This is a genomic window from Streptomyces sp. NPDC004327 (assembly GCF_042873935.1).
Lineage (GTDB): Bacteria > Actinomycetota > Actinomycetes > Streptomycetales > Streptomycetaceae > Streptomyces.
The window spans coordinates 264,063-286,590 of the sequence record NZ_JBIAME010000011.1; the positions used below are offsets into that span (position 1 = coordinate 264,063).

Annotated in this window: 21 protein-coding genes and 1 riboswitch; of the genes, 6 read left to right on the forward strand and 15 right to left on the reverse strand. The window is 71.9% G+C overall.

Annotated elements, in window-relative coordinates; all coding sequences use genetic code 11:
- Positions 1–15: 15 nt before the first annotated feature.
- Both ACFYU9_RS32915 and ACFYU9_RS32920 read right to left on the reverse strand, forming a co-directional pair.
- Positions 16–705, reverse strand: a complete 690-nt coding sequence (locus ACFYU9_RS32915) for an SDR family oxidoreductase (RefSeq protein ID WP_389208797.1) — start codon at positions 703–705, stop codon at positions 16–18.
- Between the two features lie 33 nt (positions 706–738).
- Entirely contained in the window at positions 739–1,281 is a 543-nt protein-coding gene (locus tag ACFYU9_RS32920; protein WP_389347261.1) for a TIGR00730 family Rossman fold protein, read from the reverse strand.
- Between the two features lie 97 nt (positions 1,282–1,378).
- On the opposite strand from ACFYU9_RS32920, the gene ACFYU9_RS32925 reads away from it, so the two are divergent.
- On the forward strand, positions 1,379–2,002 hold the full coding sequence (locus ACFYU9_RS32925; RefSeq protein ID WP_389347264.1) for an alpha/beta fold hydrolase: 624 nt from the start codon (positions 1,379–1,381) through the stop codon (positions 2,000–2,002).
- A gap of 168 nt (positions 2,003–2,170) precedes the next feature.
- Here ACFYU9_RS32925 and mnmA read toward each other — a convergent pair whose 3' ends face one another.
- Complete coding sequence (mnmA, locus tag ACFYU9_RS32930; protein ID WP_389347266.1) at positions 2,171–3,316, reverse strand: tRNA 2-thiouridine(34) synthase MnmA; 1,146 nt, start codon at positions 3,314–3,316, stop codon at positions 2,171–2,173.
- Positions 3,317–3,535: 219 nt separating this feature from the next.
- On the opposite strand from mnmA, the gene ACFYU9_RS32935 reads away from it, so the two are divergent.
- On the forward strand, positions 3,536–4,153 hold the full coding sequence (locus ACFYU9_RS32935; protein WP_389209218.1) for an N-acetylmuramoyl-L-alanine amidase: 618 nt from the start codon (positions 3,536–3,538) through the stop codon (positions 4,151–4,153).
- Between the two features lie 232 nt (positions 4,154–4,385).
- On the opposite strand, the gene ACFYU9_RS32940 is transcribed toward ACFYU9_RS32935, so the two are convergent.
- From ACFYU9_RS32940 to ACFYU9_RS32995, 12 genes are all read right to left on the reverse strand, one after another.
- Positions 4,386–5,549, reverse strand: a complete 1,164-nt coding sequence (locus ACFYU9_RS32940; RefSeq protein ID WP_389347268.1) for a cysteine desulfurase family protein — start codon at positions 5,547–5,549, stop codon at positions 4,386–4,388.
- Positions 5,550–5,562: 13 nt separating this feature from the next.
- A complete protein-coding gene (locus tag ACFYU9_RS32945; RefSeq protein ID WP_389208782.1) occupies positions 5,563–6,558 on the reverse strand; it encodes a helix-turn-helix transcriptional regulator in 996 nt (331 codons plus the stop codon).
- A 283-nt stretch (positions 6,559–6,841) separates the two neighbouring features.
- Positions 6,842–7,684 carry a thioesterase family protein gene (locus ACFYU9_RS32950; RefSeq protein ID WP_389347270.1) on the reverse strand — a complete coding sequence of 281 codons (843 nt, stop codon included), beginning with the start codon at positions 7,682–7,684 and terminating at the stop codon, positions 6,842–6,844.
- 26 nt (positions 7,685–7,710) lie between these two features.
- Entirely contained in the window at positions 7,711–8,421 is a 711-nt protein-coding gene (locus tag ACFYU9_RS32955) for a trimeric intracellular cation channel family protein (RefSeq protein WP_389208778.1), read from the reverse strand.
- Positions 8,422–8,506: 85 nt separating this feature from the next.
- On the reverse strand, positions 8,507–9,721 hold the full coding sequence (locus tag ACFYU9_RS32960; RefSeq protein ID WP_389347280.1) for an ABC transporter ATP-binding protein: 1,215 nt from the start codon (positions 9,719–9,721) through the stop codon (positions 8,507–8,509).
- A gap of 35 nt (positions 9,722–9,756) precedes the next feature.
- A complete protein-coding gene (locus tag ACFYU9_RS32965) occupies positions 9,757–10,869 on the reverse strand; it encodes an ABC transporter ATP-binding protein (protein WP_389208776.1) in 1,113 nt (370 codons plus the stop codon).
- Positions 10,866–11,864 (reverse strand): ABC transporter permease, encoded by a 999-nt coding sequence (locus ACFYU9_RS32970; protein ID WP_389208774.1) that lies wholly within the window; start codon positions 11,862–11,864, stop codon positions 10,866–10,868. Before ACFYU9_RS32970 ends, ACFYU9_RS32965 begins: the two co-directional genes overlap by 4 nt.
- Positions 11,865–11,980: 116 nt before the next feature.
- A complete protein-coding gene (locus ACFYU9_RS32975) occupies positions 11,981–13,750 on the reverse strand; it encodes an ABC transporter substrate-binding protein (RefSeq protein WP_389208772.1) in 1,770 nt (589 codons plus the stop codon).
- Between the two features lie 110 nt (positions 13,751–13,860).
- On the reverse strand, positions 13,861–14,862 hold the full coding sequence (locus tag ACFYU9_RS32980; protein WP_389208770.1) for an ABC transporter permease: 1,002 nt from the start codon (positions 14,860–14,862) through the stop codon (positions 13,861–13,863).
- A gap of 323 nt (positions 14,863–15,185) precedes the next feature.
- A complete protein-coding gene (locus ACFYU9_RS32985; protein WP_389208768.1) occupies positions 15,186–15,977 on the reverse strand; it encodes an enhanced serine sensitivity protein SseB C-terminal domain-containing protein in 792 nt (263 codons plus the stop codon).
- Between the two features lie 88 nt (positions 15,978–16,065).
- Positions 16,066–16,794 carry an enhanced serine sensitivity protein SseB gene (locus ACFYU9_RS32990; RefSeq protein WP_389209214.1) on the reverse strand — a complete coding sequence of 243 codons (729 nt, stop codon included), beginning with the start codon at positions 16,792–16,794 and terminating at the stop codon, positions 16,066–16,068.
- 147 nt (positions 16,795–16,941) lie between these two features.
- Positions 16,942–17,598 (reverse strand): AAA family ATPase, encoded by a 657-nt coding sequence (locus tag ACFYU9_RS32995; protein WP_389208766.1) that lies wholly within the window; start codon positions 17,596–17,598, stop codon positions 16,942–16,944.
- A gap of 154 nt (positions 17,599–17,752) precedes the next feature.
- Positions 17,753–17,852, forward strand: a riboswitch (glycine riboswitch).
- A gap of 158 nt (positions 17,853–18,010) precedes the next feature.
- Here ACFYU9_RS32995 and gcvT point away from each other — a divergent pair.
- The 4 genes from gcvT to ACFYU9_RS33015 all read left to right on the forward strand — a co-directional run bounded on the left by gcvT (position 18,011) and on the right by ACFYU9_RS33015 (position 22,476).
- Complete coding sequence (gene gcvT / locus ACFYU9_RS33000) at positions 18,011–19,135, forward strand: glycine cleavage system aminomethyltransferase GcvT (protein WP_389208764.1); 1,125 nt, start codon at positions 18,011–18,013, stop codon at positions 19,133–19,135.
- A gap of 111 nt (positions 19,136–19,246) precedes the next feature.
- The gene (gene gcvH / locus ACFYU9_RS33005) at positions 19,247–19,624 is read left to right on the forward strand and encodes a glycine cleavage system protein GcvH (RefSeq protein WP_389208762.1); all 378 of its coding nucleotides are present in this window, start codon (positions 19,247–19,249) and stop codon (positions 19,622–19,624) included.
- A gap of 23 nt (positions 19,625–19,647) precedes the next feature.
- Entirely contained in the window at positions 19,648–20,907 is a 1,260-nt protein-coding gene (glyA, locus tag ACFYU9_RS33010; RefSeq protein WP_389208760.1) for a serine hydroxymethyltransferase, read from the forward strand.
- 183 nt (positions 20,908–21,090) lie between these two features.
- Positions 21,091–22,476 (forward strand): L-serine ammonia-lyase, encoded by a 1,386-nt coding sequence (locus tag ACFYU9_RS33015; protein WP_389208758.1) that lies wholly within the window; start codon positions 21,091–21,093, stop codon positions 22,474–22,476.
- Positions 22,477–22,528: the final 52 nt, after the last annotated feature.

Here is a 22,528-nt window from a genome sequence, read left to right on the forward strand (position 1 = left end):
CCCCGTCATCCCGGGTCAGCGTCCCGGGCGCACGGTCAGGTCGTTGACCTCGGCGTCACGCGGCAGGTCGATCGCCATGACGATGGTCGTCGCCACCGACTCCGGGTCGATCCAGCGCTCGGGGTCGTACTCCTTGCCCTCCTGCTGGTGCACCTTGGCCTGCATGGGGCTGGCCGTCCGCCCCGGGTACACGGACGTCACCCGCACCCCGTTGGCGTGCTCCTCGTGGCGCAGCGAGTCGGCGAGCGCCTTGAGTCCGTGCTTGGAGGCGGCGTACGCGCCCCACTCGGCGTGCGCGTTGAGCCCGGCGCCCGAGTTCACGAACAGCACATGGCCCTTGGAGACGCGCAGCTGCGGCAGGAAGTGCCGGGTGAGCTCGGCCGGGGCGACCAGGTTGACGTCGAGCTGGTGGTGCCAGGTCTTCGGCGTCAGCTCGCCGACCGGTCCGAGGTCGACGACGCCCGCGATGTGCAGCAGGGTGTCCACCCGCTCCGGCAGCGTCTGGTGCGAGAACGCCCACGACAGCCTGTCGGGCTCCGCCAGGTCCCCGACCAGCGTCCGCGCGCCGGGGAACTCCGCCACCAGCTCCTTCGCCCGCGCCGCGTTCCGCGCGTGCAGCACGAGCTCGTCCCCGCGCGCGTGCAGCCGCCGCGCGACGGCGGCGCCGATGCCGGAGCCGGCTCCGGTGATCACATGTGTAGCCATGGCCCCATGCTCGCATCATCGGCGGGAGGGGCGTCAGCCGCGGGCGGAGACGGTCTCCTCCAGGTAGGCCAGCGCCGACGCGCCGTCGTCCGCGAAGAAGACGAGGTCGGTGAGCGGGAGCGGGAGGAAGCCCTCGTCCTCCATGCGGCGGAACTGGGTCTTGAGGCCGTCGTAGAAGCCGGCCGTGTTGAGCAGGACGACGGGCTTGGCGTGCTTGCCGTGCTTCTTCAGTTCCAGGATCTCGGTGGCCTCGTCGAGGGTGCCGGTGCCGCCGACCATGACGACGATCGCGTCGGACTTGGCGAGCAGCAGGGCCTTGCGCTCGGCGAGGTCGCGGGCGATGACCATCTGGTCGGCGACCGGGCGGGCCTTGGCCGCGAGGAAGTCGACGGAGACGCCGACCAGCCGGCCGCCGGCCTCCTCGACGCCGTCGGCGACGACCTTCATCAGACCGGTGTCGGAGCCGCCCCAGACCAGGGTGTGGCCCGCCTTGCCGAGGCGGTTCGCGAAGTCGCGGGCGGGGACGGTGTAGCGGTCGTCGAGGTCGGCGGCGGAGAGGAAGACGCAGATGTTCATGGTCTCCACCGTACGGCCCGGCACCGGCATCCGGGTTTTTCCGGGAAGTTCCGCCGGAGAGCGATGAGTTCCGGGCGCGGCGCCGGTCTGTCCTGGCATGGACGAGGTGAAGACCGTGCCGTGCCGGGCCAGGGGCCTGGTCACGGCGCAGGACGGGACGCGGATCGCGTACGAGAGGTACGGGTTCGGTGAGGGGCCGCCGCTGATCCTGGTGGGCGGCGCCGGCGGGGCGGGCGGGAACGACTCGGTGCTCGCCGGGCTGCTCGCGCAGCGGTTCCCGGTGGTGGCGTACGAGCGGCGCACCGGGCCCGGGGCCGGCCGGGTGGAGCGGGAGATCGCCGATCTGGCGGCGCTCGTCGACGCGGTGGGCGCGGCGGGTCCGGCGGGCCCGGCGGCGGTGCACGGCACGGCGTCCGGCGGGGCGCTCGCCCTGGCCGCGGCGGCGGCCGGGGTCCCGGTCGGGCCGGTGTCGGTGTACGAGCCGCCCTACCCGGTCGGCGGCGAAGGGGCCGCGGTCCGGCTGGGCCGGGTGCCCGCGCGCGTTCTCGTGGTCGACGGCGGCGCGAGCCCGTCCTCGACGCGGCGGGCGGCCCGTACGGTCGCGGCGGCCGTCCCGCGCGGCCGCCACCGCACCCTGACCGGCCAGACGCACGAGGTGTCCCCGCACGTGCTCGCGCCGGTCCTGGCCGACTTCTACGCGGAGGAGCAGGCGGGGGGCTGACGGGGCCTCGGAACGGGTCTCCGGCGGCCTGGGCGAGGCCCTCGGCGGGATCTCCGGCGAGGCCCGGGCCGGGACCTCACGCGGATCCTCGGCGGGACCTCAGGCGGATCCTCGGCGGGACCTCAGGCGGATCCTGGCCGGGACCTCACGCGGATCCTGGCCGGGACCTCAGGCAGTGGTCGGCTGGGCCGTGCGCCGCACCGTCGTCGCGATCGTCGCCGAGCCGACCACGCGCGTGCCGTCGTAGAGCACGATCGCCTGGCCCGGGGCCACGCCGCGGACCGGCGCGTCGAAGGTGACGGACAGTTCGCCGTCCGTCATCTCCGCGCTGACCGGGGTCTCGTCGCCGTGGGCGCGGAGCTGCGCCGTGTAGCGGCCGGGGCCGTCGGGGGCGGTGCCGCACCAGCGGGGCTTGATGGCGGTGAGGGCGGTGACGTCGAGGGCCTCGGCGGGGCCGACGGTGACGGTGTTGTTCACCGGCGAGATGTCGAGGACGTAGCGCGGCTTGCCGTCCGGCGCCGGGTGCCCGATGCGCAGGCCCTTGCGCTGGCCGATGGTGAAGCCGTACGCGCCGGTGTGGCTGCCCACCTTCGCGCCGGACTCGTCGACGATGTCGCCCTCCGCCGTGCCGAGATGCTTGGCGAGGAAGCCCTGGGTGTCGCCGTCGGCGATGAAGCAGATGTCGTGGCTGTCGGGCTTCTTGGCGACGGCGAGGCCGCGCCGCTCCGCCTCCGCGCGGATCTCGTCCTTGGTGGTGAGGGTGTCGCCGAGCGGGAACATGGCGTGGGCGAGCTGCTTCTCGTCGAGCACGCCGAGCACGTACGACTGGTCCTTGGCCATGTCGGAGGCCCGGTGCAGTTCGCGGCCGCCGTCCTCGCGCAGCACGACGGTGGCGTAGTGGCCGGTGCAGACGGCGTCGAAGCCGAGGGCGAGCGCCTTGTCGAGGAGCGCCGCGAACTTGATCTTCTCGTTGCAGCGCAGGCACGGGTTGGGCGTGCGGCCGGCCTCGTACTCGGCGACGAAGTCGTCGACGACGTCCTCGCGGAACCGCTCGGCGAGGTCCCACACGTAGAACGGGATGCCGATGACGTCGGCGGCCCGCCGGGCGTCGCGCGAGTCCTCGATGGTGCAACAGCCCCGCGCTCCGGTGCGGAAGGACTGCGGGTTCGCGGAGAGGGCCAGGTGCACACCGGTGACGTCGTGGCCCGCCTCGGCGGCACGGGCGGCGGCGACGGCGGAGTCCACTCCGCCCGACATGGCGGCGAGGACCCGGAGGGGGCGGGCGGAGGGGCGCTGCGGCGAGGTCTCAGTCATAGCCCTACCAGGGTACGGGGCCCGGGAACCGTGGTCGTGGGAGTGAGCGTTCTCGGTCACGTGGGAAAAACGGGGCAGGGGAAGAACACGGGCCGGGCCAAGGGCAAGGCGAAGGGCTTGGCCAAGACCAATGTGCTCAGAGGCACCGCGCCCAAGGGCAAGGGCTCGGCCAAGGGCAGGGGGTCGGGCAAGAGCGCGGCGCCCGGGCGGCGGGCGTTCCTGATCGGCGGCGCGGTCGCCGTCGTCGGCACGGCCGCGCTCGCCCGCGACGAGCTGGCGCGGCTCTACTGGCGGCTGCCCGGCATCGAGCGCAAGCGCGTCGAGGGCGTGCTCGACCACAAGGGCGCCGAGTGGACGGCGGCGTCCCGGTACAACTGGCGGCGGGCCGACCGCCCCGACGACTACGTGATCGACCGGGTCGTGATCCATGTCGTCCAGGGCAGCTACGACACCGCCCTGAGGGTCTTCAAGGACCCGGGGCACGGGGCCGCCGCGCACTACGTGGTCCGCAAGGACGGGCACATCGCGCAGATGATCCGGGAGCTCGACGTGGCCTTCCACGCCGGGAACCGGGACATGAACGAGCGCAGCATCGGCATCGAGCACGAGGGCTTCGTCGACCGGCCGCAGGACTTCACTCCGGCGATGTACGCGGCCTCGGCGCGGCTCACGGCCGACATATGCGCGCGGTACGGGATACCCGTGGACCGGGAGCACGTCATCGGGCACGTGGAGGTGCCGGGCACCGACCACACGGACCCCGGGCCGCACTGGGACTGGCCCCGGTACATGGCGCTGGTGAAGAAGGAGCGCGCGAAGATCCCGGCGGCCGCCTGAACCGCGCGCGCTCAGGCCCCGCCGGCTCAGACCCCGCCACTCAGCCGAGGCCGGCCGTCCCCGCCCGCTCGACCGCCGGGCCGGCACGCCAAGATCCCGGCAGCCGCCTGAACCCCGCCGGCTCAGGCGCCGCCGCTCAGCTGAGGCCGGCGGTCCGCGCCCGCTCGACCGCCGGGCCGGCACGCCAAGATCCCGGCAGCCGCCTGAACCCCGCCGGCTCAGGCGCCGCCGCTCAGCTGAGGCCGGCGGTCCGCGCCCGCTCGACCGCCGGGCCGATCGCCTCCGCGACGGCCGTCACGTCCTCCTTCGTCGACGTGTGGCCGAGGCTGAAGCGCAGCGTGCCGCGGGCCAGGTCCGGGTCGGCGCCGGTGGCGAGGAGGACGTGGCTGGGCTGGGCGATGCCGGCGGTGCAGGCGGAGCCCGTGGAGCACTCGATGCCGGCGGCGTCGAGGAGCAGCAGCAGCGAGTCGCCCTCGCAGCCGGGGAAGCTGAAGTGCGCGTTGGCGGGGAGCCGGTCGACCGGGTCGCCGCCGAGGATGGCGTCGGGGACGGCGGTGCGGACGGCCGTGACGAGCTCGTCGCGCAGCGCGCCGACGGTCCGGGCGAACTCCTCGCGGCCCTCGTCGGCGAGCCGGCCGGCGACGGCGAAGGCGGCGACGGCGGGCACGTCGAGCGTGCCGGAGCGGACGTGGCGCTCCTGGCCGCCGCCGTGCAGCACGGGGACCGGGGTGTACTCGCGGCCGAGGAGCAGCGCGCCGATGCCGTACGGGCCGCCGATCTTGTGGCCGGAGACGGTCATCGCGGCGAGGCCGGAGTCGGCGAAGCCGACCGGCACCTGGCCGAACGCCTGGACCGCGTCGGCGTGCAGCGGTACGCCGAACTCGGCGGCGACGTCGGCGAGTTCGCGGACCGGCATGAGGGTGCCGATCTCGTTGTTCGCCCACATGACGGTGGCGAGCGCGACGGAGTCCGGGTCGCGGGCGACGGCCTCGCGCAGGGCGTCGGGGTGCACGCGGCCGTAGGCGTCCACGGGCAGGTACTCGACGGTGGCGCCCTCGTGGGCGGCCAGCCAGTCGACGGCGTCGAGGACCGCGTGGTGCTCCACGGGGCTCGCCAGGACGCGGGTGCGGCGCGGGTCGGCGGCCCGGCGGGACCAGTACAGGCCCTTCACGGCGAGGTTGTCCGCCTCGGTGCCGCCGGAGGTGAACACGACCTCGCTGGGGCGCGCCCCGAGCGCGCCGGCGAGCGTCTCGCGCGCCTCTTCGACGGTGCGCCGGGCGCGTCTGCCGGCGGCGTGCAGCGAGGAGGCGTTGCCCGTGACGGCGAGCTGGGCGGTCATCGCCTCGATCGCCTCCGGGAGCATGGGCGTGGTCGCGGCGTGGTCGAGGTAAGCCATGGTGGCAACGATTCTACGAGGCGGGGTGGGCGGGCTCGTCCGCCGGTGGGGTCCCGGCGTACCGCGCGACCGTCTCGCGGGCGACCTCGGCCAGGTAGGCGCGGGCCTCGGGCGGAGCGAGGATCTCCAGGCTGGCGCCCATGGCGAGCAGCGGGCGCAGCTCGCCGAGTTCGCCGGCGGCCAGCTCGACGGTGGTCCAGTCGGCGGTGGCGCGCGGCGGGGGCGGGGCGCCGAGGAGGTCGGCGTACAGGCGCAGGAAGCGGTCGTAGCGGTCGCGGTGGACCCGGGCGGTGACGGCGGTGCCGGCCGGGCGCCGCTCGACGCGCTCGCGCAGCACCGCCCACACGTCGGCGAGTTCGACGCCCGGGCGGCGGCGGACGGGTTCGTCGAGGAGTTCGGCGTACTGGACGCGGTCGGCGCGGTAGAGGCGCGGCTCGGCCTCGTGGTCGGCGACCAGGTACCAGACGCCCGCCTTGACGACGAGTCCGTACGGGTCGGCCGTGTACGTCTTCGGGGCGGGCGCCCCGCTGCTCCGGTAGCGCAGGGCGAGCCGCCGGTCGGCGAAGACGGCCCGGTGCAGCACGTCCAGGTCGACGTCCGGCCGCGGCCCGCCGCGCCAGCGGTCCGGGTCGACGAGGATCCGCCGGCTCGTCAGCTCGGCGGCGGGCCGGTGCGGTGCGGGCAGCGCGGCCATCACCTTCCGCAGCGCGGACCCGAGCGCCCGGTCGAGCCCGAGCGCCGTGTGCGCGCCCTGCGCGGCGAGCACGAACAGCGCGCGCGACTCGTCGGCGGTCAGCCCGGTGACGTCGGTCCGGTACCCGGCGAGCAACGCGATCCCCCCGTACCGCCCCCGCTCCGCGTACACGGGCACCCCGGCGGCCGACAGCGCCTCGACGTCCCGGTAGACGGTGCGCACGGACACGTCGAGCCGCTCGGCGAGCTCGGTGGCGGGGACGAGGCCCCGGGTCTGGAGCAGCAGGAGGAGGGAGAGCAGCCGGTCGGACTTCACGGGGCCACGGTAGGGGGCGTCCGGCGGATCGGGGACCCCGGCCGTGGTCGGCGGGACGGGGGCTGGTGGATCAGGGACCCCGCCGTGGCCCTTGGGGCGGGCCCCGGTGGGGCCGCGCCCGGCGCATCAGGAACCCCGCCGTGGTCCGTTGGACGGGCCCCGATGGTGGGGCGGGGTCCGGTGGGGCGGGGTCCGGTGGGGCGTCGCCCCGTCGGGGACCCCGAGGGGGCCTCCGGGGCGTCGCCCCTTCGGGGCGGCCCCGCTCCCGTCGGAGCCGCCGGCGTCAGCCCCGCGGTGCCCGTGCCAGCTGTCGCGACTGTGCCACGAGCCGGTCGGCGGAGTCCCAGACCTCGGCGTCCTCCTCCAGGAAGCCGCCCGCGAGGTTGCGGGTGGTGATGGAGACGCGGAGCGGGCCGGGGGCGGGGCGGCAGCGGATGTGGGTGGTGAGTTCGACGGTGGGGGTCCAGCCCTTGAGGCCGAGCTCGAAGGAGGTCGGCGGCAGGGCGTCGACGGTGAGCAGCAGGGAGAGCGCGTCGGGCTCGCGGCCGTCCGCGAGGCCGAACCAGGCGCGCATCTCGCCCTTGCCGGACGGCGCGCCGACCGCCCAGCCGACGGTGGCCGGGTCGAGCTTGAGGTCCAGGCGGTCGGCGATGGCGGACGAGCCCGGGATCTGCGGGGCCGGACCGTCGGAGGTGCCGAAGCACTGCTCGACGGGGGCGAAGGCGGGCGGCGTCGCGGTGGTGCGGACGTCGTCCGGGAGCGCGTCGAGGTCGCCGTAGGAGGCGAGCACGCGGATGCGCTCGACCTCGGTGCCGTCCTCCGCGTACTGGAAGAGGGAGGCCTGGCCGGTGGAGAGCGTGCGGCCGGTGCGGACCGTCTCGGTGCGGATGACCGCGGGGCCCGGCACGGACGGCGTCAGGTAGTGCGCCGAGATCGTGAACGGGTCCGGGTGCGGCAGGTGGTGGCCGAGCGCGCGGCCGAGAAGCGCCAGGAGGTAGCCGCCGTTGACGGCCTGGATGATCGTCCAGCCGGCGGACAGCTCGGCGTCGTAGACGCCGGGTTCGCGGAGGGTGACGGCGGTGTCGCGGTCGAACTCGCTCGTCGTCTCGATGCTGCTCGTGCTCATATCCGGGACCGTACAGGATTCAGCTACTAAGCGGTAGCTTTTCCTGCCCCGCCGGCGCCACCGCCCCCGACACCCGTCTCCATCTCCTCGCGGGCACTCGACCGGCGGTTCCAGGCGCGCGGCGCCCGCCAGTGGTAACGCATGGCGAGCAGCCGCAGCGCGAACGCGGTCAGCACGGCCACGCCGCTCGTGAATCCGTTGAGCGCGTCGAAGCGGATGGCGAGGACGACGATCGTCGCGCCCACGATCGCCGGCACCGCGTACAGGTCGCGGTCCCAGCGGAGCAGCGACGGCACCTCGTTGGCCAGCACGTCGCGCAGCACACCGCCGCCGACGGCCGTGGCGAGGCCGAGCACCGCGGAGGAGGTGAGGCCGAGCCCGTAGTCGTACGCCTTGGTCGTGCCGGTCACGCAGAACAGGCCCAGGCCGGCCGCGTCGAAGACGTTGACGGCCGTCTGGGTGCGCTCGACCTCCGGGTGGAGGAAGAAGACCAGCACCGAGGCGACCAGCGGCATCAGGAAGTAGCCGAGGTCGGTGAAGGCGGCCGGCGGCACGGCGCCGATGACCAGGTCACGGAAGAGGCCGCCGCCGAGGGCCGTGACCTCGGCGAGGACGGCGATGCCGAAGACGTCGAAGTTCTTGCGGACGGCGAGCAGGGCGCCGGAGATCGCGAAGACGAAGATGCCGACGAGGTCCAGGGCGTGTTGGACCGACGGGTTGAACAGTTCGTGGAACACCGCCCCATTGTCCCGGTTGTCCCGGGCGCGTCATGACGCGAGGCCCCCGCCACCCGGGTGGGGCGGCGGGGGCCTCGCTCACGGCTCACGCCTCGGGCGACTCCGCCGGAGCCTCCGCCGAGGACTCCTCGGCGGCCTCCGCGGCCTCGGGCGCCGCGGCCGGCTTCTGCTCCGCCTTCGCCGCCGGCTTGTCCGCCGGCGTCTCCACCGAGGTCTCCGCCGACGCCGACGTCTCCGCCGGCTCGCCCTCGGGTTCGCCCTCGGGCTTCTTCGTGATCGTGACCTCCACCGACTGACGCGCCGCCGGCACCGTCACGCCCTCCGCGTTCTCCGGGTGGTGGCACGCCACGCGCTGGCCCGGACGGAGCTCCAGGAGCGGGGGCTCCTGGGTCTTGCAGACCTCGGTCGCCTTCCAGCAGCGGGTGTGGAAGCGGCAGCCGGACGGCGGGGCGATCGGGGACGGGACGTCACCGGTGAGCAGGATGCGGTCGGTCTTCTGGCCCCGGCGGCGCGGGTCCGGGATCGGCACCGCGGACATCAGCGCGCGGGTGTACGGGTGCATCGGCGACTCGTACAGGGACTTGCGGTCGGCGAGCTCGACGACCTTGCCCAGGTACATGACCGCGATGCGGTCGGAGACGTGCCGGATGACCGACAGGTCGTGCGCGATGATCACGTACGTGAGGCCCAGCTCCTCCTGGAGGTCGTCCAGGAGGTTGACGACCTGCGCCTGGATGGAGACGTCCAGGGCGGAGACGGGCTCGTCCGCGACCACGAGCTTCGGCTTGAGGGCGAGCGCGCGGGCGATGCCGATGCGCTGGCGCTGGCCGCCGGAGAACTCGTGCGGGTAACGGTTGTAGTGCTCCGGGTTGAGGCCGACGAGCCCGAGCAGCCGCTGGACCTCCTTCTTCACGCCGCCCTCGGGCACGACGCCCTGGAGCTGGAAGGGGGCCGAGATGATCGTGCCGACCGTGTGGCGCGGGTTCAGCGAGCCGTACGGGTCCTGGAAGATCATCTGGATGTCGCGGCGCAGCGGACGCATCTTGGCCACGCCGAGGTGGGAGATGTCCGTGCCCTCGAACTCGATCCGGCCGTCGGTCGGTTCGAGGAGCCGGGTGATGAGCCGGCCCATCGTCGACTTGCCGCAGCCGGACTCGCCGACGACGCCGAGGGTCTCACCGGGGTAGACCTCGAAGTCGATGCCGTCGACCGCCTTGACCGCGCCGGTCTGGCGCTGCAGCAGGCCCTTCCTGATGGGGAAGTGCTTCTGCAGGCCCGTCACCTTGAGGAGGGGTTCCATCGCGTTCTCGCCCTCGTTCTTGCCCTTGGTGTCGCTCACAGCTTCGGCGCAATCTCTTCGGTCCAGATCCGGGTCCGCTCCTCCTGCGACATGTGGCAGGCGGAGAAGTGCCGGCTGCCGTCCGCGGACTGGGCCAGCTCGGGGCGCACGGTCCGGGTGATGCCGCCCTTGGGCACGTCCGCGTACGGGCAGCGCGGGTTGAAGGCGCAGCCGTCGGGGACGTTGATCAGGCTCGGCGGGTTGCCCTTGACCGGGATGAGCCGCTCGGTCTGCTCGCGGTCGATGCGCGGCATGGAGCCGAGCAGGCCCCAGGTGTAGGGGTGCTTCGGCTCGTAGAAGACGTCCTCGGCCGAGCCGCGCTCCACGCAGCGGCCGCCGTACATCACGAGGATGTCGTCGGCGATCTCGGCGACCACGCCGAGGTCGTGCGTGATGATGATGACCGCGGAGCCGAACTCCTTCTGCAGGTCCCGGATCAGGTCGAGGATCTGGGCCTGGACGGTCACGTCGAGCGCGGTGGTCGGCTCGTCCGCGATGAGCAGCTCGGGGTTGTTGACCAGCGCCATCGCGATCATCGCGCGCTGGCGCATGCCGCCGGAGAACTCGTGCGGGTAGTTGTCGAAGCGCTTGGCCGGCTCGGGGATGCCGACCCGGTCGAGGAGTTCGACGGCGCGCTTGCGGGCGGTCTTCTTGTCGACGTCGTTGTGGACGCGGTACGCCTCCACGATCTGGTTGCCGACCGTGTAGTACGGGTGCATCGCGGACAGCGGGTCCTGGAAGATCATCGCCATCTCGCGGCCGCGCATCCGGCGGACCTCGTCCGGGTTCGCCGTGAGCAGCTCGCGCCCGTTCAGCCAGATCTCGCCGGAGATCCGGGCCTTCTGCCGGCCGTACTGGCCGACGGTGTGCAGGCCCATGATGCCGAGCGAGGTGACCGACTTGCCGGAGCCGGACTCGCCGACGATGCCGAGGGTCTTGCCCTTCTCCAGCTGGAAGCTGAGGCCGTCGACGGACTTGACCAGGCCGTCGTCGGTCGGGAAGTGGATCTTCAGGTCGCGGACGTCGAGGAAGGCGTTCGACGGGGCGTTCTCACCGGAGGCGACCGGCTCTCCCACGGCCGCGCCGGTCTTCGTGAGCTTGTCGGTCATGCGAGCCTCACTCGGGGGTCGATCACGGCGTACAGCAGGTCGACCACGAGGTTCGCGAGGACGACGCAGGCGGCGGTGATGAGGGTGACCGCCATGATGATCGGCAGGTCGCGCTCGCTCACGCCCTTGATGGCGAGGCCGCCGAGCCCCTTGAGGTTGAACGCGGTCTCGGTGAGGATCGCGCCGCCGACGAGGGCGCCGAGGTCCATGCCGAAGATCGTCAGGATCGGGGTCATGGTGGAGCGCATGGCGTGCTTGCCGAGCACGACCGGCTCCGGGAGGCCCTTGGCGCGGGCGGTGCGGATGTAGTCCTCGCCCAGGACCTCCAGCATGGTGGCGCGGGTGAGCCGCGCGTACATCGCCGCGTACAGGAAGGCGAGCGTCACCCAGGGCAGCAGCAGGCCGCCGAACCAGCCGCCGAAGGACTCGGTGATCGGCACGTAGGTGGCGTCGAGCCAGCCCAGCTGGGTGCGGAAGACGAGCATCGCCAGCATGGCGGTGAAGAAGATGGGGAGCGAGACGCCGGCGAGCGCCGTGATCATCGCGGCCCGGTCGATGATCGTGCCCCGCTTGAGCGCGGAGACGACACCGGTGGCCACACCCATGACGAGCCACAGCACCGCGGCGCCGATGACCATGGAGAGGGTGACCGGGAAGGCGTCGACGAGCATCGACGACACGTCCTGGTCGGTGCGGAACGAGTAGCCGAAGCAGGGCGCCGCACAGTGGATGCTGTCGCCGCCGCCGACGTAGTCGCGGCCGACGAAGATGCCCGAGACGAAGTGCCAGAACTGCACCAGGATCGGGTCACCGAGGCCCAGCTTCTGCCGGATGCCCTCGATGGAGGCCGGATCCGCCTGCTTGCCGACGAACATCGCGGCAGGGTCGCTGCCGGTCATCTTGGGGATGAGGAAGAAGATGCTGAGCGTCACCAGGGTGACGACGAGCAGCATCACGACGACGGCGAAGAGCCGTCGGATTATGTATGCAAGCATGCGGTCGGCCGGTCGGCGGCCGGGGGATCCGATCGGATCCCCCGGCCGCCGCGCACGGCCCTCACCTGCCCTTCGGGCCTAGCGGCGGGTGCGCCGTTGGAGCGAGTTGAGTGGGATTACTTGACGACGCCGATGGACGCGTAGTCGTAGCGGCCGTTGAACGCGTCGGCCGTGTAGACGTTGGTCAGTCGCGAGCTGCGCCAGATGATGTTCTTCTCGTTGGTGAACGGCAGGTAGACCGCGGCGTCCGAGACCTTGGCGTTGATCTGCTTGTAGAACTCGCCGGCCTTGGTCGGGTCGGTCTCCTTCAGCGCCTTGTCGAACAGGCCGTTGATGGCCGGGTCGTTCAGCTCGGAGAAGTTGTTGTTGCCGGACTGCAGGATGAAGCGGCCGTCCACGAGCGGCTGCAGGAAACCCTGGCCGGTCGGGAAGTCGGCGGCCCAGCCCATGATGATGATGCCGTAGCCCTTGTCCTTGACGACCTTCGGCGAGCCGATGATGCCGGAGGACTGGGCGCCGTCGTAGGCGTCGATCTGGGCGTCGATGCCGACGGCCTTCAGCGAGTTCTGCAGCGACTCGGCGGTGGCGATCTCGATCTTCTTGTTGTTGCGGACCGCGATCGTGGTCTTGAAGCCGTTCGGCTTGCCGCACTTCTTCAGCGCGTCCTTGGCCTTGGCCAGGTCCGGGGCGCCGGAGAGCTTGCCGTACGGGTCGGCCTTGGGGTCGGCGCCCTTGATGGCCGGCGGAAGCATGTTGGGGGCGATGTCGCCACCGGCCTGCGGGCCGCCACGGGCGGTCTGCAGCGACTTGGAGTCGGCCGCGTAGATGATGGCCTTGCGGCACTCGATGTTCGGGATGACCGTCTGCGGGAACGCCGCGTACCGGATGAAGCCGGTCTGCGGGTTGTCGACGTTCTCCTTGTGCTGCTGCAGCACCTTCTGGCGAGCAGCGGCGCCGACACCGGTCGCGTTGAGGTCGAGGTCGTACTCGCCCTCGACCAGACGGTTGTCCATGTCGTCGGCGTTCGTGGTGAACGTGACGCTGATCTTGTCCGGCAGGGCCTTGCGGACCGAGTCCGACTTGGCGTCCCACTTGTCGTTGCGGACGAGCTTCAGCGACTTGTTCGGGGTGTACGAGTCCCACTTGTACGGGCCGGAGGAGAACGGCTTCAGGCCGTACTGGGCCTTGGTGTCCTTGTCCTGGCGGACCGGCGAGGCCATCGGCAGCGCCAGCATCTGCAGGAAGTCACCGTTGGCGACCGGCAGCTTGAAGACGATGGTCTTGTCGTCCGGCGTCTGGATGGAGCTCAGGCCGAGCTTGTCCGGGGTGGTGTCCTTGTACGGACCCGCGTAGGTCTTCTTCGGGTCGAGCATCTGCTGCATGTAGATCGGGCCGCCGGAGATGACGTCCTGGGCCCAGGTGCGCTCGATGCCGTACTTGAGGTCCTTGGAGGTGATCGGCTTGCCGTCCTCCCACGTGACCCCGTCCTTCAGCGTGAAGGTGTAGGTCAGACCGTCGGCGGAGATCTTGCCGGTGTCGGTGGCGAGGTCGCCGACCAGCTCGGTGGAGCCGGAACCGGGGACGGGCTTGTAGGTGACCAGCTGACGCGTGTAGTAGCGCGCGAAGTCGAAGACGAAGCCCGTGTAGGTGCGCGCCGGGTCCCAGCTGTCGGCCTCCTGGGAGGCGATGAACTTCAGCTCGCCGCCCTTCTTGTCGGAGGGGCTGGCAATCTGGTTCACACCCGCGTTGAAGCCGGGCGCGCCGCCCTTGCCCTTGTCGCCACCGCTGCCGTTGCCGCCGCCACAGGCGGTGGTGGCGACCATCGTGGCCGCCGCGAGCAGCGCACCCGCGGCGATTCTGCGCCTCTGGGAGCCGTTCAGAGCCATGTCGTGCAACCTCCGAAGTAGTGGCGGCCGTCTTGCGGTGGTCCGCCGTTGGGGGATGTGCCTCCTGTCGACAGCGGCAGGGGCTGGTCTTGCGGGGGAGCGGCGTACGGTCAGCGGGAGCCCTTCGGGTCGAGCGCGTCACGCACGCCGTCGCCGAAGAGGTTGAACGCAAGCACGGTGATGAAGATCGCCAGGCCCGGGAAGATCATGAACAGCGGGTCGGACTCGTAGGTGGTGATCGCCGTCGACAGCATCTGGCCCCACGAGGAGGTGGGCGCCTTGACGCCGGCACCGAGGAAGCTGAGGGCCGCTTCGGTGAGGATGTTGGTCGGGATCATCAGGGTCGCGTAGACCATGATCGGGGCGATCAGGTTCGGCAGCAGTTCCTTGCGCAGGATGTAGAACCGGCCGGCGCCGAGCGACTGGGCGGCCTCGACGTACTCGCGGTTGCGCAGGGAGAGCGTCTGGCCGCGGACGATGCGGCCCACGTACGGCCAGCCGAAGAAGCCGATCACGACGACCAGGGCGAGGATGCGGACCCCCGAACCCTCCAGGCCGAACAGCGAGTTCGGCAGCACGGAGACCAGCGCGATGGTGAAGAGCAGCTGCGGGAAGGCCAGCATGACGTCCATGACGCGGCTGAGCGCGGCGTCGACCCAGCCGCCGAAGTAGCCGGCGACGATGCCGAGGATCGTGCCGAGGGCGACCGCGAAGAGGGCGGCGGCGAAGGCGACGAGCAGCGAGATCTGGGCGCCGTAGATGATCCGGCTGAAGACGTCACGGCCGTTGACCGGCTCGACGCCGAGCAGGAAGTCGCCGCTGATGCCGCCGTAGCTGCCGATCGGCGTGCCGAACAGCGGGTCGATCTGGTCCTCGTGGAACTGGTCCGGCGGGTGGCCGAGCAGACCGACGATCAGCGGGGCGCAGAGCGCGACGAGGATCAGGAACAGGACGACGAAGCCGCCGGCGAGGGCGAGCTTGTCCTTCTTGAGTCGCATCCAGGCGATCTGCCAGGGGGAACGGCCCTCGATCGCCTTGGCCGGCGCGCCGGGCACGGCGTCGACGGCATCGGCGCTCTCGGCCGCACTCGTCTCGTGCAGTGGTGCCGTCATCGTGGTGAGGACCCCTCTCGGCCGCCGGGTCGCCGGCCCTTGCCCGCCGCGGGTAGCGGCTCGGTGGAACAACTGCAGGGCACCGGCCTCGTACAGCCGAACGCCCGGTGTTCCGGGGAGTCTTCAATGTGTCCGCGATCACCCGCCAGACCTGATGGGGAATGTTTGCGCAACCGTGATGCGGTTCGGTGTCTTCCGTTATCCGGACGTCGTGATCGTGTGAGCGGACCATCTCGGCCGCTATTCGGCCAGATCGGGCATCTCGCTCAAGTCCTGTCGCGCCGATGGGAATTGGGGCGACAGGAAGGCCTGAAACGGACGTTTCAGTAGGCGCGCGGGGCGGTCGGGGGGTAGCCGTAGCCGGACGAGGGCGGCGCCGCGGGGGCGGCGTGCGCGTCGCGGTCGTAGAACGGACGGGAGTGGGCGTACAGCCACATCGCGACCGGGTCGTACGTGTCGGACATGGCCACCGTGGAGACGGGCAGGCCGTCGGGGACGGCGGCGACCGTCTGGTGCATCATCGCCCGCACGGCCTCGACGGACGCGGCCGAGGAGTCGTACAGGTCGAGGCCGATGGCGAGGTACGGGGAGCCGAGCGCGGGCTGCACCCAGGCGCGGCGCAGCGAGCGGACGGCCGGGGTGCGGTGCGCGTTCTGCGTGAGCAGCGCGTAGAACTGCGGGATCTCCAGCGCGGGTTCGGAGAGCCGCAGCGGGCCCGCGGGCATCCGGTCGAGGCCGGTGGCGATGCGGCGCAGATCGGCCCAGGGGATGCCGACGCCGCCGCCGGGGGCGTGCGGATTCAGCCAGATGCCCCAGCGGTCGGGGTAGAGGGCGCGGGCGATCTCCAGGCCGGAGACGAGCTCGTGGGCGCGGGTCCAGCCGGAGGCGGCGAGCTCCTGCGCGGAGGTGACGCAGGGCGCGTACCCGTGGCCGTCGACCTGCATGTTGCCGTACTGGGCGTCGGGCGAGCCGGCGGTGCCCTGCCAGAGCAGCATCCGGACCTCGGAGCCGGCCAGGGCGTGCAGCAGCTGCTCGTAGGCGTCGTGCCGCCCGGGTGCCACCTGGCGCAGCATGTGCTCGACCTGTCCGGTCGCAGCGGTGCCTGACGCGCTCACCCTGGGTCCCGCCCCTCTTGTTGTACGGCTTGTTGTACGGCTCGTTGTACGGCCCGCTTGACTGAGTTCAGCTTAGACAGGGGGTCTGTCACACGGCGGCGCGCTGGAAGAAGGGGCGCACCTTCTCCAGCATCCAGTCGCCGACCGGGTCCTGGGCCACGTCGAGCAGGATGAGGTTGACCGGCCAGGCGACCTCGACCCGGCCGAGGGCGCGGCCGAGGGCGTCGAGCGGGACGGCCAGGTCGCCGGCGCCGCCGAGCAGCTGGACGCCGACGAAGAGGGCCGGTTCGGTGCCCTCGACGCTGGCGAGGGCGCGGCGGGCGGTGGCGACGACGCCGGTGGCCTCGAACTCGGCGGAGGCGGCGGCGAGGAAGTCGACCGGGTCGTCCTGCCAGTCGGGCTCGAAGAGCCGCACCCGGCCGCCGGCGGCGGGGCCGTCGAGCTCGGTGCGGCCGGCCCGGCAGAGCTCGGCTACGGCGGGCGGGGGCAGCGGGACGCCGACGGTGCCGCCGGGGTTCACGGCGATGCCGAGCTGCGGGGGCAGGCCGCGGGCGAACTCGACGGCGGGGGCGACGGTGAACGACATGTGGTCGCCGACGCTGCTGCGGAACTCCCGCTCGGAGCTGAAGACGGGCACGTAGGGCGCGCCGTCGAGCTCCAGGGTGGGCAGGTCGAGGTCGGGGCTGTCGGGGCCGCCGCCGTTGGGCAGGGGCACCCAGACGGCGCTGCGGCCGAGGACCTCGACCAGGCGGCCTCCGGCGGCGGCGTTGCCGAGCGAGGCGGCCAGTACTTCCTCGAGCTCATTGCCCGGCCACATCACGTCCACGCTGTCGTCGTCCCCTTCTCCGGCTGCGGCTGCGTCCAGCACCTTAACGGCGTGTCCGTGCCCGTGTGACCGAAAGGGGTGCGTGGTTCGTCACTGCCCGCCCCGTCACGGTCCTCCCCCACCGCCCCTCCCGGCCGCTCACAGCTCCCGGAAGGCGATCTTCCGCAGGGCGTCGGCGGCGTCCCGGTCGAGCAGGGTGACCGAGGCGCAGCCCGGTGGCAGGGCGCCCGCCTCGGCGGTGCGGACCAGCCGGCCGACGGCGCGGCGGTGCCGGGCGAAGGCGTAGCCGGAGACGCCGCGGCCGCGGGAGCGCTGGCCGGCGAGGGCGAGGCCGGGGTCGACGTCGAGCAGGATCAGGTGCAGCCCGGCGCCGCGCCGCCGGGCCGCGCGGGCGAGCCAGCCGCGCACCCAGGACTGGGTGCCGCAGTCGTGGACGACCACGCCGGCGCCGGAGCGCAGCACCCGGCGCAGGCCGGCGTAGTGGGCGAGGCGGGCGAGCGGGCGGTAGAGGGCGTACGGCAGGAAGCGGGGCAGCCGGGCCTCCCAGCGCTCGCGGGTGTGCTGGGAGTCGACGGCCCGGCCGTCGGCGGCGCGGCCCATCAGCGTGGACTTGCCGGCGCCCGGCAGCCCGGAGACCACGACGATGTCGCCGGCGGCGAAGCTGAGCACGCGCGGGCTGTGGCCGCCGCGCTCGCGCAGGTCGCGCAGGAGCCGGCCGCGGCGCACCCGGCGGCGGGTGCGCACGGCCGGTATGCCGGCGCTCGTGGCGTAGGCACCGGTGCGCCGGATCGTCATCGCTCGCTCCCCCCGTCGGGTCCTGCGGACACCTCTGCCCACGAAGTGTAAAGAAACGGTAATGAGACGCAAGCGATTTGCCGCGCGGACCCGCCGTGCAATGATGAGCGCGCCACGCGCTCGCACGAGCGCGCACAACCGCATACCGGCCGCTCGAATCCGCGCGGGAGAGTCCCGGGGCACCTCGTGCACCCGGGCGCCGAAGGAGCAAGCACCTCCCTTGAATCTCTCAGGCCCCGTACCGCGTGGATGAGGCAGATCTGAAAAGCGGGCCGCGTCGTCGCGGCCCCACCCAAGGTGCAAGCCGAGGATGCCCTCGGTGAACCTCTCAGGTTCCATGACAGATGGGGAGGAACGTCCTCACCGTCATGTACGTCGTGCCCTGCACGCCCTGGGACCCGGGAGCCACCCCATGAGCACTGCCCCCCGCCTGACCGCCCTCGATGCGCTGCATCGTTCGCTGGGCGCGACCATGACCGACTTCGCCGGCTGGGACATGCCGCTGCGCTACGGCAGCGAGCGCGACGAGCACAACGCCGTCCGCAACCAGGCCGGCCTCTTCGACCTCTCCCACATGGGCGAGATCACGGTCACCGGCCCGCAGGCCGTGGAGCTCCTGGACTACGCGCTGGTCGGCAACATCTCCACCGTGGGCAACGGCCGCGCGCGCTACACGATGATCTGCCAGGAGGACGGCGGCATCCTCGACGACCTGATCGTCTACCGCCTCGGCGAGACGGAGTACATGGTCGTCGCCAACGCCTCCAACGCCCAGGTCGTCCTCGACGCCCTGGTGGCCCGCTCCGAAGGATTCGACGCCGAGGTCCGCGACGACCGCGACGCCTACGCCCTGATCGCCGTGCAGGGCCCGGAGTCCCCCGGCATCCTGAAGTCGCTCACCGACGCCGACCTGGACGGCCTGAAGTACTACGCGGGCCTGCCCGGCACGGTCGCCGGCGTCCCCGCGCTGATCGCCCGCACCGGCTACACCGGCGAGGACGGCTTCGAGCTGTTCCTGAAGCCGGAGCACGCCGAGGGCGTGTGGCAGGCGCTGACCGAGGCGGGCAAGGACGTCGGCCTGATCCCGTGCGGCCTGTCCTGCCGTGACACGCTCCGCCTGGAGGCGGGCATGCCGCTGTACGGCCACGAGCTGACCACCGCGCTCACCCCGTTCGACGCGGGCCTGGGCCGGGTCGTCAAGTTCGAGAAGACCACGAACGAGGGCCGCTTCGTCGGCCGCGAGGCCCTGGAGAAGGCCGCCGAGCGCGCCGAGTCCGCCCCGCCGCGCAAGCTCGTCGGCCTCATCGCCACGGGCCGCCGCGTCCCGCGCGCCGGCATGTCCGTCGTCGCGGGCGGCGAGGTCGTCGGCGAGATCACCTCCGGCGCCCCGTCCCCGACCCTGGGCAAGCCGATCGCCATGGCCTACGTCGACGCGGCCTTCGCCGCGCCCGGCACCGAGGGCGTCGGCGTCGACATCCGCGGCACCCACGAGCCGTACGAGGTCGTCGCACTGCCGTTCTACAAGCGCCAGAAGTGACCTTTCTGCACTGCTCCCCCGGCATGTGACGTGACGCATTCGTCTCAGGACACGTCTCATCCCGCAAGACCCCCGTACATCAGCACTCCCCGCATCCAGGAGAATCAGGTCATGAGCAACCCCACGCAGCTTCGCTACAGCAAGGAGCACGAGTGGCTGTCGGCCGTCGAGGACGGCGTCGCCACCATCGGCATCACCGAGCACGCGGCCAACGCCCTCGGTGACATCGTGTACGTCCAGCTCCCCGAGGCCGGCGACACCGTGACCGCCGGCGAGTCCTGCGGCGAGCTGGAGTCGACCAAGTCGGTCAGCGAGCTGTACTCCCCCGTGACCGGTGAGGTCGTCGAGGCCAACCAGGACGTCGTGGACGACCCGGAGCTGGTGAACAAGGCTCCGTTCACGGGTGGCTGGCTGTTCAAGGTGCGCATCACGGCCGAGCCGGCCGACCTGCTCTCCGCAGACGAGTACGACGCCTTCATCGCAGGCTGACCGAGACCCCCAGGGATCGATTCATGTCGCTTCTGAACACCCCTCTCCACGAGCTGGACCCGGACGTCGCCGCCGCCGTCGACGCCGAGCTCCGCCGCCAGCAGACCACCCTCGAGATGATCGCCTCGGAGAACTTCGCTCCGGTCGCGGTCATGGAGGCGCAGGGATCGGTCCTCACCAACAAGTACGCCGAGGGCTACCCGGGCCGCCGCTACTACGGCGGCTGCGAGCACGTCGACGTGGCCGAGCAGATCGCGATCGACCGGATCAAGGACCTGTTCGGCGCCGAGTACGCCAACGTGCAGCCGCACTCCGGTGCCTCCGCCAACCAGGCCGCGCTGTTCGCGATCGCCCAGCCCGGCGACACGATCCTCGGCCTGGACCTGGCGCACGGCGGCCACCTCACCCACGGCATGCGCCTGAACTTCTCCGGCAAGCAGTTCAACGTGGTCGCGTACCACGTGGACGAGGCCGGTCTGGTCGACATGGCCGAGGTCGAGCGCCTCGCCAAGGAGCACCGCCCGAAGGTGATCATCGCGGGCTGGTCCGCCTACCCGCGTCAGCTGGACTTCGCCGAGTTCCGCCGGATCGCCGACGAGGTCGAGGCGTACCTGTGGGTCGACATGGCCCACTTCGCGGGCCTGGTCGCGGCCGGTCTGCACCCGAACCCGGTCGAGTACGCGGACGTGGTGACCTCCACCACGCACAAGACGCTCGGCGGCCCGCGCGGCGGCATCATCCTGGCGAAGAAGGAGTTCGCCAAGAAGCTGAACTCCTCCGTCTTCCCGGGCTTCCAGGGCGGCCCCCTGGAGCACGTGATCGCGGCCAAGGCCGTCTCCTTCAAGGTCGCGGCCTCGGAGGAGTTCAAGGAGCGCCAGCAGCGCACCCTCGACGGCGCCCGGATCATCGCCGAGCGCCTGGTCCAGGACGACGTCACGCAGCACGGCGTCTCGGTCCTCTCCGGCGGCACCGACGTGCACCTGCTCCTCGTCGACCTGCGCAACTCGGAGCTCGACGGCCAGCAGGCCGAGGACCGGCTCCACGAGGTGGGCATCACGGTCAACCGGAACGCCGTTCCGAACGACCCGCGCCCGCCGATGGTCACCTCCGGCCTGCGCATCGGCACGCCGGCCCTCGCCACCCGCGGCTTCCAGGCCGAGGACTTCCGCGAGGTCGCCGACGTGATCGCCGAGACCCTGAAGCCCGGTTTCGACGCCGAGGCCCTGAAGGCCCGGGTCACGGCTCTCGCCGAGAAGCACCCGCTGTACCCCGGCCTGAAGTAATTTCGTACGCTTTAGTTCCAGCGCTCGTTCGTACGAAAACTCCGGGGCACCGCGCACACTGGACAGTGAGCGCGGTGCCCCACCGCTTTACCGCCCCGCACGTCCCGCACGTCCCTCCCGCTCTTCCTGCTTGTTCTGCACCACCCCGGCAGACAACGGCGTCCAGCCCCACAAGGAGTCCCCGTGGCCATCTCGGTCTTCGACCTGTTCTCGATCGGCATCGGCCCGTCGAGTTCCCACACGGTGGGCCCCATGCGCGCGGCCCGCATGTTCGCCCGCCGCCTGAAGAACGAGGGGCTGCTCGCCCACGTCGCCACGGTCCGGGCCGAGCTGTACGGCTCCCTCGGCGCCACCGGCCACGGCCACGGCACCCCGAAGGCCGTCCTGCTCGGCCTGGAGGGCCACTCGCCGCGCACGGTGGACGTGGAGACCGCCGACGAGCAGGTCGAGCAGATCAGGACGAGCGGGAAGATCAACCTGCTCGGCGCCCACGAGATCCCGTTCTCCTTCGACGACGACCTGGTCCTGCACCGCCGCAAGGCGCTGCCGTACCACGCCAACGGCATGACGATCTTCGCGTACGACGCCGGGGGCGCGCTCGTCCTGGAGAAGACGTACTACTCGGTCGGCGGCGGCTTCGTCGTCGACGAGGACGCGGTGGCCGGCGAGAACCCGATCATCCCGGACGACACCGTCCTGAAGTACCCGTTCCGCACCGGTGACGAGCTGCTGCGGCTCGCCAAGGACACCGGCCTGTCGATCTCCTCGCTGATGCTGGAGAACGAGAAGGCCTGGCGCACCGAGACGGAGATCCGCGAGGGTCTGCTGGAGATCTGGCGCGTCATGCAGTCCTGCGTCTCGCGCGGCATGTCCCGCGAGGGCATCCTCCCCGGCGGCCTCAAGGTCCGCCGCCGCGCCGCCACCTCCGCGCGCAAGCTGCGCTCCGAGGGCGACCCGGCCGCGCACGCGATGGAGTGGATCACCCTCTACGCGATGGCCGTGAACGAGGAGAACGCGGCGGGCGGCCGTGTGGTCACCGCCCCGACGAACGGCGCGGCCGGCATCATCCCGGCGGTCCTGCACTACTACATGAACTTCGGGGCCGGCGGGGCCTCGGAAGAGGAGAAGGAGGACGGCGTGGTCCGCTTCCTCCTCGCGGCCGGCGCCATCGGCATGCTCTTCAAGGAGAACGCCTCGATCTCCGGCGCCGAGGTCGGCTGCCAGGGCGAGGTCGGCTCCGCCTGCTCCATGGCCGCCGGCGCCCTCGCCGAGGTCCTCGGCGGCTCCCCCGAGCAGGTGGAGAACGCGGCCGAGATCGGCATGGAGCACAACCTGGGCCTGACCTGCGACCCGGTCGGCGGCCTGGTGCAGATCCCGTGCATCGAGCGCAACGGCATGGCGGCGGTCAAGGCCGTGACGGCGGCGAAGATGTCGATGCGCGGCGACGGCAGCCACCTGGTCTCCCTCGACAAGGTCATCAAGACCATGAAGGAGACGGGCGCGGACATGTCCGTGAAGTACAAGGAGACCGCGCGCGGCGGCCTCGCGGTGAACATCATCGAGTGCTGAGCACCGCCCCTCGCACGCACGCGACGGCCGGCCCCGGGGTTCTCCCGGGGCC

What these genes read in the sequence shown, in the direction of transcription:
- glyA (WP_389208760.1), top strand. Translation starts at nt 19,648, where the DNA reads ATGTCGCTTCTGAACACCCCTCTCCACGAGCTGGACCCGGACGTCGCC.
- ACFYU9_RS32915 (WP_389208797.1), bottom strand. Translation starts at nt 705, where the DNA reads ATGGCTACACATGTGATCACCGGAGCCGGCTCCGGCATCGGCGCCGCC.
- ACFYU9_RS32975 (WP_389208772.1), bottom strand. Translation starts at nt 13,750, where the DNA reads ATGGCTCTGAACGGCTCCCAGAGGCGCAGAATCGCCGCGGGTGCGCTG.
- ACFYU9_RS32920 (WP_389347261.1), bottom strand. Translation starts at nt 1,281, where the DNA reads ATGAACATCTGCGTCTTCCTCTCCGCCGCCGACCTCGACGACCGCTAC.
- ACFYU9_RS32970 (WP_389208774.1), bottom strand. Translation starts at nt 11,864, where the DNA reads ATGCTTGCATACATAATCCGACGGCTCTTCGCCGTCGTCGTGATGCTG.
- ACFYU9_RS32965 (WP_389208776.1), bottom strand. Translation starts at nt 10,869, where the DNA reads ATGACCGACAAGCTCACGAAGACCGGCGCGGCCGTGGGAGAGCCGGTC.
- mnmA (WP_389347266.1), bottom strand. Translation starts at nt 3,316, where the DNA reads ATGACTGAGACCTCGCCGCAGCGCCCCTCCGCCCGCCCCCTCCGGGTC.
- ACFYU9_RS32990 (WP_389209214.1), bottom strand. Translation starts at nt 16,794, where the DNA reads ATGTGGCCGGGCAATGAGCTCGAGGAAGTACTGGCCGCCTCGCTCGGC.
- ACFYU9_RS32960 (WP_389347280.1), bottom strand. Translation starts at nt 9,721, where the DNA reads ATGGAACCCCTCCTCAAGGTGACGGGCCTGCAGAAGCACTTCCCCATC.
- ACFYU9_RS32995 (WP_389208766.1), bottom strand. Translation starts at nt 17,598, where the DNA reads ATGACGATCCGGCGCACCGGTGCCTACGCCACGAGCGCCGGCATACCG.
- gcvT (WP_389208764.1), top strand. Translation starts at nt 18,011, where the DNA reads ATGAGCACTGCCCCCCGCCTGACCGCCCTCGATGCGCTGCATCGTTCG.
- ACFYU9_RS32925 (WP_389347264.1), top strand. Translation starts at nt 1,379, where the DNA reads ATGGACGAGGTGAAGACCGTGCCGTGCCGGGCCAGGGGCCTGGTCACG.
- gcvH (WP_389208762.1), top strand. Translation starts at nt 19,247, where the DNA reads ATGAGCAACCCCACGCAGCTTCGCTACAGCAAGGAGCACGAGTGGCTG.
- ACFYU9_RS32940 (WP_389347268.1), bottom strand. Translation starts at nt 5,549, where the DNA reads ATGGCTTACCTCGACCACGCCGCGACCACGCCCATGCTCCCGGAGGCG.
- ACFYU9_RS32980 (WP_389208770.1), bottom strand. Translation starts at nt 14,862, where the DNA reads ATGACGGCACCACTGCACGAGACGAGTGCGGCCGAGAGCGCCGATGCC.
- ACFYU9_RS32950 (WP_389347270.1), bottom strand. Translation starts at nt 7,684, where the DNA reads ATGAGCACGAGCAGCATCGAGACGACGAGCGAGTTCGACCGCGACACC.